We start from the raw sequence: 14,202 nt of genomic DNA, 5'->3' as shown, positions 1-14,202 counted from the left end.
GGGTGTCCCTCATGGGTCAGTTCGAATCTCCGCACGACGCGGCGCCGCGCATTCTCTACCGCGAGGCTCGCGCCCAGGACGGCGGCGATCAGGCCGAGGTCTTCCATCATGCCGTCATGCAGGGCGCCATGAGCCACTACACGCTGGCCGCCCGGCAGGCCTGGGCGGCGGTGCTGCCCCGCGAGGGCAGTGCCTGGGTGGCGCGGCATGCGCTTTACACCACCCTGGTGGCGACCTGTGACGGTCGCTGCGTGGCCTTCCTGGAGCTGGACCTGCCCCGCGGCCATGTGGAGTCGCTCTACGTCTGGCCGTCGCTGGCCCGGCGCGGCATCGGCGGTGCCCTGCTGGGGCACGCCGAGCGCCTGGTGCGCGAGCGCGGTGGCGAGCGATTGAGCATCGACGCCAGCCTGGTGATGGCCGATGGCCTGGAGCGCCGCGGCTGGTCCCGGGTGCGCGAGGAATGGGTCGAGCGTGGCGGCGAACGGCTGCCGCGCCGGCGCCTGGAGAAGCCGCTGGCGCCGCAGCCGGCCTGAGTCGGGCGCCGCCTAGGCGCCTTGTTCCAGGAAGCGCATCGACAGGTCGATCGCCTTGACGTCCTTGGTCAGGGCGCCGCTGGAGATGCGGTCGACGCCGGTCTCGGCGATGGCCTGGAGGGTCGTCTCGTCGACGTTGCCCGAAGCCTCGAGGATGGCGCGCCCCTCGTTGCGGCGCACCGCCTCGCGCATGTCGTCGAGCGAGAAGTTGTCGAGCATGATGATGTCGGCCTGGGCGGCCTGCGCCTGGTCGAGTTCCTCGAAGGTCTCCACCTCCACTTCCACCGGCAGGTCGCGGGCGATGCGTCGGGCTTCCTCGACCGCCGCGGCGATGCCGCCGCAGGCCGCGATGTGGTTCTCCTTGATCAGGAAGGCGTCATAGAGGCCGATGCGGTGGTTGAGGCCGCCACCGCAGGTCACGGCGTATTTCTGCGCCAGGCGCATGCCGGGCAGGGTCTTGCGGGTGTCGAGGATGCCCACGCCGGTGCCGTCCAGCAGGTCCACGTAGTGCCGGGTGCGAGTGGCGGTGGCGGACAGCGTCTGCAGCAGGTTCAGCGCCGCGCGCTCGCCGGTGAGCAGGCTGCGTGCCGGCCCCTCCAGCTCGAGCAGCGGCGCCCCGGCCTCGAGGCGGTCGCCGTCGGCGGCCTGCCAGCGCAGTGCCACCCGGGCGTCGAGGCGGCGGAACAGCTCGTCGACCCAGGCCACGCCGCACAGCACCGTCGGCTCGCGGGTGATCACCCGGGCCCGGGCCCACTCCTTCTCGGGGATCAGCTCGGCGGTGATGTCACCGGGGCCGACGTCCTCGGCCAGCAGCCGGGCGGCGCTGTTGCGGATCTCTTCGGCGAGGGCGTCCTGATAATGCATGGTGGCGTGGCCTCTGTGCGGGGAAGCTAGGGGCGTTCATTATAGGGGAAAGGTCAGGACCGACGTCAGGGGGAAAGATGCCGATTCACGAAGGCTGGCTGGCGGATGCCCGGCGGGTGCCGTCGCCCAACCACAACGCACGTCCGGCCGGCGAGGTTTCGCTGCTGGTGCTGCATTCCATCAGCCTGCCGCCGGGCGAGTTCGCCGGCGATGCCATCGAGCGGCTGTTCACCAATCGCCTGGAGCCGGACGCCCACCCGTTCTTCGCCGAGATCGCCGGGCTTCGGGTCTCCGCGCACCTGCTGATTCGTCGCGACGGCGAATGCGTGCAGTTCGTGCCCTTCCACGATCGGGCCTGGCACGCTGGCCGCTCGCGCTGGCGGGACGGCGGGGTCGAGCGCGAGGGGCTGAACGACTTCTCGGTGGGTATCGAGCTCGAGGGCGACGAGGTTTCGCCCTATACCGCGGCCCAGTACGAGGCGCTGGCCCGGGCGACCCGAGCGCTGCTGGCGGGCTATCCGGCGATGAGCGAGGCGCACATCACCAGCCATGCCCATGTCGCGCCACTACGCAAGACCGACCCCGGGCCGGCCTTCGACTGGGCCTATTTTCGCCAGCGCCTGGCCGCCACGGCCATTCTTTCGTAATAAAACTGTTTTATAAAAGCCCATGGCGTGTCGAGGAAACGTGTCGGCGAAGCGGCGATGAAATCGGATAACGCCGTCGATCTGGCTCGATTCAGCAGGAAACGGGGACTGGCATCCGATTTCAAAGTTTTGAAAAGGCTTTCCATGTCTGCTTCAATTGGCAGTCGGCAGCGTTTGCGGTATCGTCGGCGCACCCGCCGACTTTAGTCGTGCTGACTTGTAAAACGACTACAACAGAAATATTCCGGCATGGAGGTGATCCTTCCATGACCGTCATCATGCGCCACACCCCCTTGCTGGGGGCTGTTGCCCCCAACGTCATTCGGAGAGACGTCTATGAGTCTTGAGACAAGAGAAGATCTCGATCCGGTCGAAACCGCGGAATGGTTGGATTCCCTGGAATCGGTACTGGATCGCGAGGGCGAGGAACGTGCCCGGTATCTGATGACCCGCCTGGCGGATCGCTATCGCCATGACGGCATGCAGGTGCCTTTCTCGGTCACGACGCCGCACCGCAACACCATTCCGGTGCACCGCGAGGCGCCGATGCCCGGCGATCTCTTCATGGAACGTCGTATCCGCTCGCTGATCCGCTGGAACATGGCAGCGATGGTGACCCGGGCCAACAAGGCCAACAAGGGCATCGGCGGCCACCTGGCCAGCTTCATGTCCTCGGCGACCCTCTATGACGTGGGCTTCAACCACTTCTTCCGCGCGGCCAACGGCGACTTCAAGGGCGACCTGGTGTTCATCCAGGGCCACAGTGCGCCGGGCATCTATGCGCGCTCCTTCCTGGAAGGGCGCCTCACCGAGGCGCAGATGGACAAGTTCCGCCAGGAAGTCGACGGCGACGGCCTGTCCTCCTATCCGCACCCCTGGCTGATGCCGGACTACTGGCAGCTGCCCACCGTGTCCATGGGCCTCGGCCCGATCATGGCCATCTACCAGGCCCACGTCATGAAGTACCTGGACCAGCGTGGCCTGCAGCCGATGCAGGACCGCAAGGTCTGGGCCTTCCTGGGCGACGGTGAGTGCGACGAGCCGGAGACCCTGGGGGCGATCCACCTGGCCAGCCGCGAGAAGCTCGACAACCTCAACTTCGTCATCAACTGCAACCTGCAGCGTCTCGATGGCCCGGTGCGTGGCAACTCCCGCATCATGGACGAGCTCGAGGGCGTGTTCCGCGGTGCCGGCTGGAACGTCATCAAGGTCGTCTGGGGTCGCCACTGGGATACCCTGTTCGAGAAGGACAAGAAGGGCGTCCTGCAGAAGCTGATGGACGAGACCGTCGACGGCGAATACCAGAACTGCAAGGCCAACGGTGGCGCCTATACCCGGGAGCACTTCTTCGGCAAGTACCCGGAAACCGCCGAGATGGTCAAGGACATGTCCGACGAGGACATCTGGAAGCTCAACCGCGGCGGCCACGACCCGTTCAAGGTCTATGCGGCCTACCACGAGGCCTTCCACAACGACAGCGGCCGTCCCACCGTGATCCTGGCGCACACCGTCAAGGGCTACGGCCTGGGGGCCGCTGGCGGCGAAGCCGACATGGAAGCGCACCAGATCAAGTCCATCGACGATCAGGACGTGCTCAAGAGCTTCCGCGACCGCTTCGGCATCCCGGTGTCCGACGAGGCCATCGAGAACGAGATGCCGTACTACAAGCCGGGCGACGACAGCCCGGAGATGAAGTACATGCATCTCCAGCGCGAGCGCCTGGGCGGCTACCTGCCGGCGCGCAACCCGGATTTCGAGGCGCTCGACATCCCGGGTCTCGACGACAAGATCTTCGCCTCCCAGACCGCCGGCTCCAAGGGCCGTGAGGTCTCCACCACCATGGCCTTCGTGCGGATCCTGAACGGTCTGGTCAAGCACAAGGGCTTCGGCAAGCAGGTCGTGCCGATCGTGCCCGACGAGGCGCGGACCTTCGGCATGGAAGGCATGTTCCGTCAGCTCGGCATCTACACCTCCGAGGGCCAGAAGTACGAGCCCATGGACAAGGGCCAACTGATGTTCTACCGCGAGGACAAGGCCGGCCAGGTGCTCGAAGAGGGCATCACCGAGGCCGGCGCCATGTCCTCCTGGATCGCCGCCGCGACCTCCTACAGCAACCACGGGCTGCCGCTGCTGCCGTTCTACATCTACTACTCGATGTTCGGCTTCCAGCGCATCGGTGACCTGGCCTGGGCCGCCGGCGACATGCAGGCGCGCGGCTTCCTGGTCGGCGGCACCGCCGGTCGTACCACCCTCAATGGCGAGGGCCTGCAGCACCAGGACGGTCACAGCCTGATCCAGGCCTCGACCATCCCCAACTGCCGCAGCTACGACCCGACCTACGCCCACGAGGTCGCGGTCATCGTGCAGGACGGTCTGAAGCGCATGTTCGCCGACAAGGAGAACTGCTTCTACTACCTGACGGTGATGAACGAGAACTACGAGCAGCCGGCCCTCGAGGAGGTCCCTGCCGACGACATCATCAAGGGCATGTACCTGCTGCGCGAGACCCAGGGCGACAAGCGGGTCCAGCTGATGGGCTCCGGCACCATCCTGCGCGAGGTCGAGGCCGCCGCCGAGATGCTCGCCGAGGAGTGGGGCGTGGGCGCCGACATCTGGAGCGTCACCAGCTTCAACGAGCTGCGTCGCGAGGCCCTGGAAGTCGACCGTCAGGCGTTCCTGCATCCGGCCGACGAGCCGGGCAAGCCGCACGTCACGCGCTGCCTGGAAGGCCGTGAGGGTCCGGCCATCGTCTCCACCGACTACATGAAGCTGTACGCCGACCAGGTCCGCGCCTGGGTGCCGACCGACTATCATGTGCTCGGAACCGACGGTTTCGGCCGCTCCGATACCCGCGAGAAGCTGCGTCACTTCTTCGAGGTCAACCGCTACTTCGTCACCGTGGCCGCGCTCAAGGCGCTGGCCGACCGCGGCGAGATCGATCGCAAGGTCGTCGGCGAGGCCATCGAGAAGTACGGTATCGACCCCAGCAAGCCGAGCCCGCTCTCTGTCTGAGGCGTCGACCGACCGGTGGCATGGCGGGCCTGCCAGCAGGCCCGCCCCGTGAAGAGTTTGAAGGAGCGCGACCTTGAGTAGCGAAATCATCAAAGTGCCCGACATCGGTGGCGACACCGATGTGGAAATCATCGAGATCGCGGTGGCGGTCGGCGACGTCATCGCCGCCGAGGACTCCCTGATCACCCTGGAATCCGACAAGGCTTCCATGGACGTGCCGTCGCCCAAGGGCGGCAAGGTCGTCAAGGTGCTGGTCAAGGAAGGCGACACCGTCTCCGAGGGTGACGACATCGTCGAGCTGGAGGTCGAGGGCGGCGGCGACGCCGAGCCCGAGCAGCCCGCCGAGGCCGCCGAGCCCGCCTCGAAAGCGCCGGCCGAGCCGGCCGCGGAGTCCAAGCCGGCGCCGGCCGCCAAGCCCGCGTCCGGCGGCAGCCAGACCGTGGACATCACCGTGCCCGACCTGGGCGGCGCCAGCGACGTCGAGATCATCGAGGTCGCGGTGTCCGAGGGCGACGAGGTGGCCGCCGAGGACACCCTGATCACCCTGGAGTCCGACAAGGCCTCCATGGACGTGCCGAGCCCGCACGCCGGCAAGATCGCCAGCTTCACCGTCAAGGAAGGCGATACCGTCTCCGAAGGCGACGTGATCGGCACCATCCAGATCTCTGGTGGCGCCGACGAGGCGCCGGCCGAGGAAGCCGAGTCCGCACCCGCCGAGCAGGCTCCGGCCGCCGAGGCCGCCCCGGCCGAGGAAGCCAGCGGCGAGCCCGAGCGTCGCGAGGTTCGCGTGCCGGACCTGTCCGGTTCCAGCGACGTGCCGGTGATCGAGATCGCCGCCAGCGTCGGCGACGAGGTGGCCGAGGAAGACCCGCTGATCACCCTGGAGTCCGACAAGGCCACCATGGACGTGCCGAGCCCGTTCGCGGGCAAGCTGGTCGAGCTGACCGTCAAGGAAGGCGACACCGTCTCCGAAGGTGACCTGATCGGCTACATCGAGACCGCCGGCGCCGCGCCGAAGGCCGCTCCTCAGCAGCAGAGTGCGCCCAAGGCCGAGGCCCCGGCCAAGTCGGAACAGCCGGCCAAGGCCGCCGCGCCCGCGAGTGCCCCGGCCAGCGCCGAGAAGCCGCGTGACGGCAAGCGCGTGCACGCCGGTCCGGCGGTGCGCATGCTGGCTCGCGAGTTCGGCGTCGATCTCGCCCTGGTCAAGCCCAGCGGTCCCAAGGAGCGGGTGCTCAAGGAAGACGTCCAGGCCTACGTCAAGCAGGTGATGTCGGGTCAGGCCAAGGCACCGGCTGCGGCGCCGGCCGCGGCCGAGGGCGGTTCCGGCATTCCGCCGATCCCGGACCAGGACTTCAGCCAGTTCGGCGAGGTGGAAGAGAAGAAGATGGGTCGCCTGATGAAGATGGGCGCCACCAATCTTCATCGCAGCTGGGTCAACATCCCGCATGTCACCCAGTTCGACGAGGCCGACATCACCGAGCTCGAGGCCTTCCGCAAGTCGATGAAGGCCGAGGCCGAGGCGCAGGGTGCCAAGCTCACGCCGCTGCCGTTCCTGATCAAGGCCTGCGCCGTGGCGCTGCAGAAGTTCCCGCAGTTCAACGTCAGCCTGAAGAGCGACGGCGAGACCGTGGTGCAGAAGAAGTACGTGCACATCGGCATCGCCGTGGATACGCCGGACGGCCTGATGGTTCCGGTGATTCGCGACGCCGACCAGAAGTCGCTGATCGATCTGGCCAAGGAGTCCGTGGAGCTGGCCAAGAAGGCGCAGTCGAAGAAGCTCAAGCGCGAGGAGATGACCGGTGGCTGCTTCACCATCTCCAGCCTGGGCTCGATCGGCGGCACCGCCTTCACGCCGATCGTCAACCCGCCGGAAGTCGCCATCCTCGGCGTCTCCAAGGCGTCGATGAAGCCGGTGTGGGACGGCGCGGCCTTCCAGCCGCGGCTGATCATGCCGCTGTCGCTCTCCTTCGACCACCGGGCGGTCAACGGCGCCGACGGGGCGCGCTTCACCGCCTTCCTCGGCCAGATGCTGACGGACATCCGTCGCCTGCTGCTCTGATCGAGAACGAGTGAGCCACGACCGACGGCGCCGCAAGGCGCCGTCGGCGTTTCCGGGCCGGGGAATACCAAAGTGCTAGAACCGCCAGCTCCTTGATCGCACGGGATTTTCTCGCGCACTCAGGGCCTTGTGGCCCGTGTGTCGCTTGTGTGACGACGGTCGCCCCGGTATGGTTCGCTATTCTCCATTTCTCCTCTTTTTCGAATCCACCACCACTTCCAAGGAGCAGTTCGATGCGAGTGATCCTGTTGGGCGCGCCGGGCGCCGGCAAGGGAACCCAGGCCCAGTTCATCTGCGAGCGCTACGGCATTCCGCAGATTTCCACCGGTGACATGCTGCGTGCCGCCGTCAAGGAAGGCAGCGAGCTGGGCCTCAAGGTCCAGGAGATCATGACCACCGGCGGCCTGGTATCCGATGACATCATCATCGCCCTGGTCAAGGAGCGCATCGCCCAGCCGGACTGCGCCAACGGCTTCCTGTTCGACGGCTTCCCGCGCACCATTCCCCAGGCCGATGCCATGAAGGAAGCGGGCGTGAAGCTCGATCACGTGCTCGAGATCGCCGTGCCCGACGAGGAAATCGTCAACCGCCTGGCCGGCCGCCGCGTGCACCCGGCCTCCGGCCGCGTCTACCACGTCGACCACAATCCGCCGAAGGAAGAGGGCAAGGACGACGTCACCGGCGAGGCGCTGATCCAGCGCGACGACGACAGCGAAGCCACCGTGCGCAATCGCCTGTCCGTCTATCACGAGCAGACCGCACCGCTGGTCGACTACTACCAGCAGTGGGCGCAGCAGGAGCCCGACGCCGCGCCGGCCTACCACAAGGTGGAAGGCGTGGGCAGCGTCGACGACATCACCGGGCAGGTGATCGCCGCCCTCGAGAGCTGATCCGTCCTTGGAGTGGGTCCGGCGACAGGTCTTCGAGGGGCGCTGTGAACCCTTCCCTGGGCGCTACCGACGCCATCCCTGGCGTAGGACCCCCTCTGCGACCTGTCCCCGGCGCCCCGCTTCCGGCCTGAAGACGAGCTGCCGATCAGATGACCACGGCCCGCATCGCGCGGGCCGTTGTCGTATAATGCCCCGACACTTCCCGCACCGTTAGAGACCCATGCCGATCCTGCTGGCCCTGGATGCCTCCTCGAGCGCCTGCTCCGCCGCCCTGCTGCGGCGTCGCGAGGGCGTCGACGACGAGGTGATCTCCCGCTTCGAACTCACTCCCCGAGCCCATACCCGCCGGTTGATGCCGATGGTCGACGAGGTGCTGGCCGAGGCCGGCGTCGCCCCGGCCGAGCTGGACGCGGTGGCCTATGGCCATGGCCCGGGGTCCTTCACCGGCCTGCGCATCGCCGCCGGCACCGCCCAGGGCCTGGCCTTCGGCCTCGACCGCCCGCTGCTCGGGGTCTCGACCCTGCAGGCGCTGGCCCTGGGCGCGCATCTTCGCCATCGCTACCGCTATCTGGTCACCGCGCTGGATGCGCGCATGGGCGAGATCTACGCCGCCGCCTGGCAGTGCTTCGACGGCCGCGTCGAGTGCCTGGCCGAGGAGGCGGTGCTGCCGCCCGAACGGCTGCGCCTGCCCGAGGCCCATGCCGATCACGACTGGGTCGGCGTGGGCTCCGGCTGGACCCTGTGGGACGCCATGCCGGCCGACGTGCAGGCCGGCATGAGCCTGTGCCTGCCCGATCAGGAGGCCGCCGCCGAGGACATGGTGCGCCTGGCCGCCGATGCCTTCGAGGCCGGTGAAGGGCGCCCGGCCGCCGAGGTGCAGCCGGTCTACCTGCGCGACCAGGTCGCCTGGCAGAAGAGCCGATGAGCGCGGTCGCGGCCAACGACGCGGCCCTGGCCGCGCGCTGGGGGCTGCCCGACGCCGATGCGCTGGCATCTGGCGAGGCGCCGCCACTGCGGCTCGGCCGCGAGAACGGCCGGCTGGTGCTGGCCGGCGATGCCAAGCGTTACGGCAAGCCGCTGGCGGTGGACTTCGTCGAGGGCAAGGCGGCCCACCGGCGCCGCTTCGGCGGCGGCCGCGGCCAGCTGATCGCCAGGGCCTGCGGGCTCGGCAAGGGCGCCACGCCCTCGGTGGTGGACGCCACCGCGGGGCTCGGCCGCGATGCCTTCGTGCTGGCGACGCTCGGCGCCGAGGTGCTGATGGTCGAGCGGGTCGCGTCCATCGCCGCACTGCTCGAGGACGGCCTGGCGCGCGCCATGGCGGACCCGGACACCGCCGAGATCGCCGCCCGGCTGCATCTGGCCCATGGCGACGCGAGCCGCGAGCTCGCCGACCTGGTGGCGCAGTCTTCCATCGCGCCCCAGGTGGTCCATCTGGACCCGATGTTTCCCCATCGCGAGAAGTCGGCGCTGGTGAAGAAGGAGATGCGGCTGTTCCGCGAGCTGGCCGGAGACGACGCCGACGCGCCCAGGCTGCTGGAAGCGGCGCTGGACGTGGCGACCCATCGGGTGGTGGTCAAGCGGCCACGCAAGGCGCCGCCCATCGAGGGGCCTGCGCCGCGCCACGTGCTGGAGGGCAAGACCAGCCGTTACGACCTCTATGTCCATCGTGCCCTGAGCGACTAGTCCCCGCTAGTCGCCCGGCGTCGCCGCATGCTCTCCGGAGGCTCCTCGCGCGGCGATCCGCTCCAGCCGATGGCGCAGCGCCGGGTCGAACAGCGTCCGGCTGCGCCGCGCGGCCTCGCGCAGCGTCTCTTCATAGTGCAGGCGGTCGTCGCGGACCGTCAGCCAGCCCTCGCGTTCCAGGCTTTCCAGCAGGCCGTCGAACAGCCTTGCGTCGAAGAATTCCGGGGCGTCGCGCCCGGTGAGCCGTGCCAGGCGCTCGGCGAGCTGGCGGGCGTGACTCGCCAGGCCGTCGTGGTCGAAGTGGCCCGGCGCCTCGCCGAGCAGGGCAGCGACCAGCAGGTAGCCGCGTTCCAGCGTCGGACGGATCAGCCGTCCCAGCATGCGCAGCTGTTCGGCCTCGGCCAGCCCCTCGGCGCGTCGCCATCCCTGTCCTTCCTCGATCAGCAGCCCGGCCTCGGCGAGCTGGGCGAGGGTGGCGTCCAGCGCCGCCTCGAAGTCGGCCGGCGCCTCGATCGACAGCTCGTGCTCCAGCACCGGCCAGCCCGGTGCCAGCAGCGCCGCCAGAGCGTCGCGGCCATGGCGGGCCTGATGACGAAAAGCGAAGGCGACGAGGCCGGCCAGTGCGTAGAGGTGCAGCACGTTGTTGCGATACCAGGCCAGGCGGCCCGCCTGGTGGTCGTCGGCGGCCACCAGGTCGCCCAGCGGGTGCGGTCGGTAGTCGAGCAGTCCCAGGGCGCGGGCGTGATCGATCCAGTCCCGTGGGCTGCCGGGGGGCAGGGGGTGGCCCTCGTCGCCGGGGCGCGGGCGCTTGAGCTCGGCCAGCAGCGCGAGCTGGCGTTCGAGCAGCTCGGCCTCGATGGCCCGGTGCGGCGTGGCCAGCAGCCCCAGGGCGACCAGGTTCACCGGATTGAGGGTGGCGGCGGCGTTGATGCGCCGGGCCAGGGTCTCGCCCAGCCGGGACACCGCCGAGGCGCGCCAGGTCGGACGGGGCTCGCCGATGGCCGCGCGCCAGTCCGGTTGATGGGTGTCCAGGAAGGTCGCCAGGTCCAGCGGCTCGCCGACGTTCACCGTGACCCGGCCGTAGGGCTCGCGCAGCCTGCCCAGCACGCCGAGCAGCGCCAGCGGACTCTCCTTGCGCTTGGCGCCGCCGGCCAGCTCGCGCCGGTAGCTGGCCTCCTCGAGGATGCGCTCGTAGCCGATGTAGACCGGCACGAACGACAGCGGCCGGCCGGCGGCGGGGCGACGCAGGAAGGAACCCAGGGTCATGGCCAGCATGCCCGGGCGTGGCGCCAGCAGCCGGCCGCTGCGCGAGCGCCCGCCCTCGATGAAGTACTCGAGGCTGTGGCCGCGGGACAGCAGGCGGTGCAGGTACTCGTCGAAGACCCGCGCGTAGAGCGGCTGACCGCGGAAGCTGCGGCGCAGGAAGAAGGCGCCGCCACGGCGCAGCAGGGGGCCGATCACAGGCATGTCCAGGTTGCGGCCGGCGGCGATGTGCGGCGGCATCAGCCCCTGTTCGTAGAGCACGTAGGACAGCAGCAGGTAGTCGATATGGCTGCGGTGGCAGGGCACGTAGACCAGGGTGTGGTGCCCGGCCAGCGCCTTGACGCGCTCGATGCCGCGCAGGTCGATGCCGTCGTAGAGGCGGTGCCACAGCCGGCCGAGCAGGCCGTCGAGGAAACGCAGCGCCGGGTAGCTCATGCTGGCGGCGATCTCGCGGCCGTAGCGCCCCGCACGGCGGCGCAGCCGCTCCCGACGGGCCTCGTCGCCGCCGGCCTGCTTGTCGATGGTGGCCTGGACCTCGGGGCTCGCCACCACGCCGGCGATCAGGGTGCGGCGGTGGGACAGGTCCGGCCCGAGCACCCGCTCGCGCACGCGCCGGAAGTGGACGCGCAGCAGGCGGGCGGCCTTGCGCTCGAGGAGGGCCGGATCGCGTCCGTCAGCCAGCTCCGAGAGGCGCAGCGGTGCGCCCAGGTGCACCTCCAGGTCGCGGCCGTTGACCAGCACCGCCAGCAGGCGCCGAAGCCGCCCGGTGAGCCGCCAGTCGTCGGCGGCCAGCAGCGGCCAGAGGCCGAAGCGCTTGCCCGGGGCGCGCCCCCAGAACACGCTCACCGGCACCAGCTGCACGTCCTCGCCGCGCTCGATCAGGTGCCGCAGGAGGGTCGGTTTTCGCTGCCGCCGGCGCGGGTCGGGCAGGGCCAGCAGGGGAGGCGGTGCCTCATCGCCCTTGGACCGACGCACCGCCGCGGACGGCAGGCCGTCGCGCTCGGTCAGGCATTCGAGCAGCAGGCGGTCGGAGAGCGCCGGGCGGGGCAGCACGTAGACGGTCGGCAGCTCGGGATCGAGGCCCAGCGCCTCGGGGGCGGGTTCGCGGTGGCGCACCCGCACCCAGGCATGGAGCAGTCGGCGCAGCGGGCGCCAGCGGGAGTCGGCCATCCGATTGCCTGTGTGGTCGCATGTGCGGCCAGTATACGCATGCCGGCCGCACCGGGTCAGGCGTTGGCGGTCCGGCTTTTCCCGCCTCGGCAAACGTGCGTCAATGGCCGCCTGTCATCATGGCCAGGGAGGCGTCATGCACGGCATGTGGCGAGAGGGGAATCGGTTCGAGTTGCTGCCCGAGGCGTCGCGCTTCCTGCCGGCCATGTTCGAGGCCGTGGATGGCGCCCGCCACTCGGTGCTGGTCGAGCTCTACCTGATGGAGTCCGGGCGCCTGGCCAGTGCGGTGATCGAGTCGCTGAGCCGCGCCGCGGCGCGCGGCGTGACGGTGCTGGTGCTGCTCGACGGCTATGGGGCCATGGGGCTTTCCGCCGAGGACCGCCGGCGGCTCGAGGCGGCCGGCGTGGCGCTGCGCTGGTTCAATCCGCTGAAGTGGCACTCGCTGGCGCGCAATCTGACCCGCGACCATCGCAAGCTGGTGGTGGTGGACGGCGAGGTGGCCTTCACCGGCGGCTTCGGCCTGGTCGACGAGTTTCTCGAGGCCTGGTACGAGGTGGCGATGCGCATCGAGGGGCCGGTGGTGGCGGACTGGGTGCGGCTGTTCTCGAGCCTGTGGGACTCGCCGCTGAGCCGCGGCGCGGGCGCGCCGGCGCTGGTACACGGCCTGGGCGGCGACAGCCCCGTTCGTGAGGGCTATCACGGCATGCGTGGACGCGTGGTCTGGGGCCAGGGCTATCGCTACCAGGCGATCCGCCACTCGCTGCAGCGGCGGGTGAGCGGGGCGCAGCGGCGCATCTGGATCTGCACGCCCTATTTCGTGCCGACCCTGAGCCTGCGGCGTCGTCTGGTGCGCGCCGCCCGCCGCGGTGTGGAGGTCTGCCTGCTGCTGCCCGGGGCCAGCCACGACCACCCCGGGGTGCGTTACGCCGGTCAGCGCTTCTACGGGCGGATGCTGCGCGCCGGGGTACGCATCTTCGAGTTCCAGCCGTCGTTCATCCACGCCAAGTTCACCCTGGCCGACGACTGGGTCAGCCTGGGGTCGTGCAACTTCGATCACTGGAGCCTGCAGTGGAACCTGGAGGCCAATCAGGAGGTGGATGACGCGCGGCTGGCCGGTGAGGTGGCTGAGCTGTTCCAGCGCAACTTCGCCGCCAGCCGCGAGATTCACGTCGAGGCCTGGGCGCGCCGGCCGCGGCTGCAGCGCCTCAAGGAGTGGCTGTACGGCACCCTGGATGGATGGCTGACGCGGCTGCGCTAGCCAGGCGTCGCCCGGAGCTGGAAGAACGCCCGCTTCGCGGGCAGAAGCTGGAAGCTTGAAGAAAATCCGTGACCCCGAGGTCGTCGGGCTCATGCGGTCTTCCAGCTTACTTCTTGCGCTTCGGTTTTCCCTTGCCCTTGCCCTTGCTCTGGCCGGCGGGCTGCTTGCGGCGCGGCTTGGGCTTGGGCGTTTCCGGCGGCACTCGGAAGTGGAGATAGAGATCCAGCACCAGCTCGGGCAGCTGGGCGGTCAGGCTCTCGAGGCGGTCGCCGTCCTTGGCCAGCTCGGCCATGTCCGGCTCGTCGCCGAACAGCCCGGAGAGCAGCATGAAGGGCAGCAGCAGGGTGGCGGCGGTCTCCTCGTCCTCGGCGAACCAGGCCGGCTCGTCGAGGAACACGCCTTCCATGAAGCCGGCGCACCAGTCGCCGATCGGCGTCTCCTCGGGCGGCACGCCGCCAAGCTCGAGATCGAACGGCAGCTCGGGCAGGCCGCCGCCCTCCAGGACCTCGATGGCGGTGGCACGCAGCTGCTCCAGCAGCCCCAGCACTTCCTCGCGCTCGGCGTCGTCGGCGAAGGTCGGCTCGCCGTGGAAGAGCTCCGGTACCCAGGTGGCCGGGGGCACGTCGCTGGGCGAGACGGCGAGGGCGACCAGGAAACCGTGGGCGCCGATCAGGTCCAGAGCGTCGGCGTCGACGCCGTCCGACTCGAGAAAGTCGTCCAGGCGGTCCAGGGCCTCGTCGTCGAGGAGCGGCAGGGGCTGTGGCTTGTCGTCTGACATGTCTCTCACTCGCTGGTGTCGGCGGGGCTTTACGCCATCTAAACG

The 14,202-nt window shown here is 69.4% G+C and carries 11 protein-coding genes; 8 read left to right on the top strand and 3 right to left on the bottom strand.

Annotation, left to right across the window (positions count from 1 at the left end):
* The first annotated feature begins 11 nt into the window (after positions 1–11).
* Positions 12–533: a GNAT family N-acetyltransferase gene (locus UN84_RS14105; RefSeq protein ID WP_046078249.1), complete on the top strand. Its 522-nt coding sequence runs from the start codon at positions 12–14 to the stop codon at positions 531–533.
* 12 nt (positions 534–545) lie between these two features.
* Here UN84_RS14105 and nadC read toward each other — a convergent pair whose 3' ends face one another.
* Positions 546–1,397 (bottom strand): carboxylating nicotinate-nucleotide diphosphorylase, encoded by an 852-nt coding sequence (nadC, locus tag UN84_RS14100; RefSeq protein ID WP_046078248.1) that lies wholly within the window; start codon positions 1,395–1,397, stop codon positions 546–548.
* 77 nt (positions 1,398–1,474) lie between these two features.
* Here nadC and ampD point away from each other — a divergent pair, with 77 nt between their 5' ends.
* The 6 genes from ampD to UN84_RS14070 all read left to right on the top strand — a co-directional run bounded on the left by ampD (position 1,475) and on the right by UN84_RS14070 (position 9,688).
* Positions 1,475–2,044: a 1,6-anhydro-N-acetylmuramyl-L-alanine amidase AmpD gene (gene ampD, locus UN84_RS14095; RefSeq protein ID WP_046078247.1), complete on the top strand. Its 570-nt coding sequence runs from the start codon at positions 1,475–1,477 to the stop codon at positions 2,042–2,044.
* A 336-nt stretch (positions 2,045–2,380) separates the two neighbouring features.
* Positions 2,381–5,056: a pyruvate dehydrogenase (acetyl-transferring), homodimeric type gene (aceE, locus tag UN84_RS14090; RefSeq protein ID WP_035597529.1), complete on the top strand. Its 2,676-nt coding sequence runs from the start codon at positions 2,381–2,383 to the stop codon at positions 5,054–5,056.
* A gap of 73 nt (positions 5,057–5,129) precedes the next feature.
* Complete coding sequence (gene aceF / locus UN84_RS14085) at positions 5,130–7,115, top strand: pyruvate dehydrogenase complex dihydrolipoyllysine-residue acetyltransferase (protein ID WP_046078246.1); 1,986 nt, start codon at positions 5,130–5,132, stop codon at positions 7,113–7,115.
* A gap of 233 nt (positions 7,116–7,348) precedes the next feature.
* Complete coding sequence (adk, locus tag UN84_RS14080; protein WP_046078245.1) at positions 7,349–8,005, top strand: adenylate kinase; 657 nt, start codon at positions 7,349–7,351, stop codon at positions 8,003–8,005.
* A 220-nt stretch (positions 8,006–8,225) separates the two neighbouring features.
* Positions 8,226–8,930 (top strand): tRNA (adenosine(37)-N6)-threonylcarbamoyltransferase complex dimerization subunit type 1 TsaB, encoded by a 705-nt coding sequence (gene tsaB / locus UN84_RS14075; protein ID WP_046078244.1) that lies wholly within the window; start codon positions 8,226–8,228, stop codon positions 8,928–8,930.
* Complete coding sequence (locus UN84_RS14070; protein ID WP_046078243.1) at positions 8,927–9,688, top strand: class I SAM-dependent methyltransferase; 762 nt, start codon at positions 8,927–8,929, stop codon at positions 9,686–9,688. The genes tsaB and UN84_RS14070 overlap by 4 nt, the downstream gene beginning before the upstream one ends.
* A 6-nt stretch (positions 9,689–9,694) precedes the next feature.
* Here UN84_RS14070 and plsB read toward each other — a convergent pair whose 3' ends face one another.
* Complete coding sequence (gene plsB / locus UN84_RS14065) at positions 9,695–12,121, bottom strand: glycerol-3-phosphate 1-O-acyltransferase PlsB (RefSeq protein ID WP_046078242.1); 2,427 nt, start codon at positions 12,119–12,121, stop codon at positions 9,695–9,697.
* Between the two features lie 136 nt (positions 12,122–12,257).
* Between plsB and UN84_RS14060 the strand changes: the two genes are divergently transcribed.
* Entirely contained in the window at positions 12,258–13,379 is a 1,122-nt protein-coding gene (locus UN84_RS14060; protein WP_046078241.1) for a phospholipase D-like domain-containing protein, read from the top strand.
* Positions 13,380–13,485: 106 nt separating this feature from the next.
* On the opposite strand, the gene UN84_RS14055 is transcribed toward UN84_RS14060, so the two are convergent.
* The gene (locus UN84_RS14055) at positions 13,486–14,157 is read right to left on the bottom strand and encodes a YecA/YgfB family protein (protein ID WP_046078240.1); all 672 of its coding nucleotides are present in this window, start codon (positions 14,155–14,157) and stop codon (positions 13,486–13,488) included.
* Between the last annotated feature and the right edge of the window lie 45 nt (positions 14,158–14,202).

Origin of the sequence: Halomonas sp. HG01 (genome assembly GCF_000968715.2) — a bacterium.
GTDB lineage: Bacteria > Pseudomonadota > Gammaproteobacteria > Pseudomonadales > Halomonadaceae > Halomonas > Halomonas halophila.
This window is presented reverse-complemented; position numbering and strand designations above follow the sequence as displayed.

Excerpts from the sequence above, each read along its gene's own strand:
- plsB (WP_046078242.1), bottom strand. The coding sequence starts at position 12,121 with ATGGCCGACTCCCGCTGGCGCCCGCTGCGCCGACTGCTCCATGCCTGG.
- UN84_RS14060 (WP_046078241.1), top strand. The coding sequence starts at position 12,258 with ATGCACGGCATGTGGCGAGAGGGGAATCGGTTCGAGTTGCTGCCCGAG.
- UN84_RS14070 (WP_046078243.1), top strand. The coding sequence starts at position 8,927 with ATGAGCGCGGTCGCGGCCAACGACGCGGCCCTGGCCGCGCGCTGGGGG.
- UN84_RS14055 (WP_046078240.1), bottom strand. The coding sequence starts at position 14,157 with ATGTCAGACGACAAGCCACAGCCCCTGCCGCTCCTCGACGACGAGGCC.
- tsaB (WP_046078244.1), top strand. The coding sequence starts at position 8,226 with ATGCCGATCCTGCTGGCCCTGGATGCCTCCTCGAGCGCCTGCTCCGCC.
- UN84_RS14105 (WP_046078249.1), top strand. The coding sequence starts at position 12 with ATGGGTCAGTTCGAATCTCCGCACGACGCGGCGCCGCGCATTCTCTAC.
- aceE (WP_035597529.1), top strand. The coding sequence starts at position 2,381 with ATGAGTCTTGAGACAAGAGAAGATCTCGATCCGGTCGAAACCGCGGAA.
- adk (WP_046078245.1), top strand. The coding sequence starts at position 7,349 with ATGCGAGTGATCCTGTTGGGCGCGCCGGGCGCCGGCAAGGGAACCCAG.
- nadC (WP_046078248.1), bottom strand. The coding sequence starts at position 1,397 with ATGCATTATCAGGACGCCCTCGCCGAAGAGATCCGCAACAGCGCCGCC.
- ampD (WP_046078247.1), top strand. The coding sequence starts at position 1,475 with ATGCCGATTCACGAAGGCTGGCTGGCGGATGCCCGGCGGGTGCCGTCG.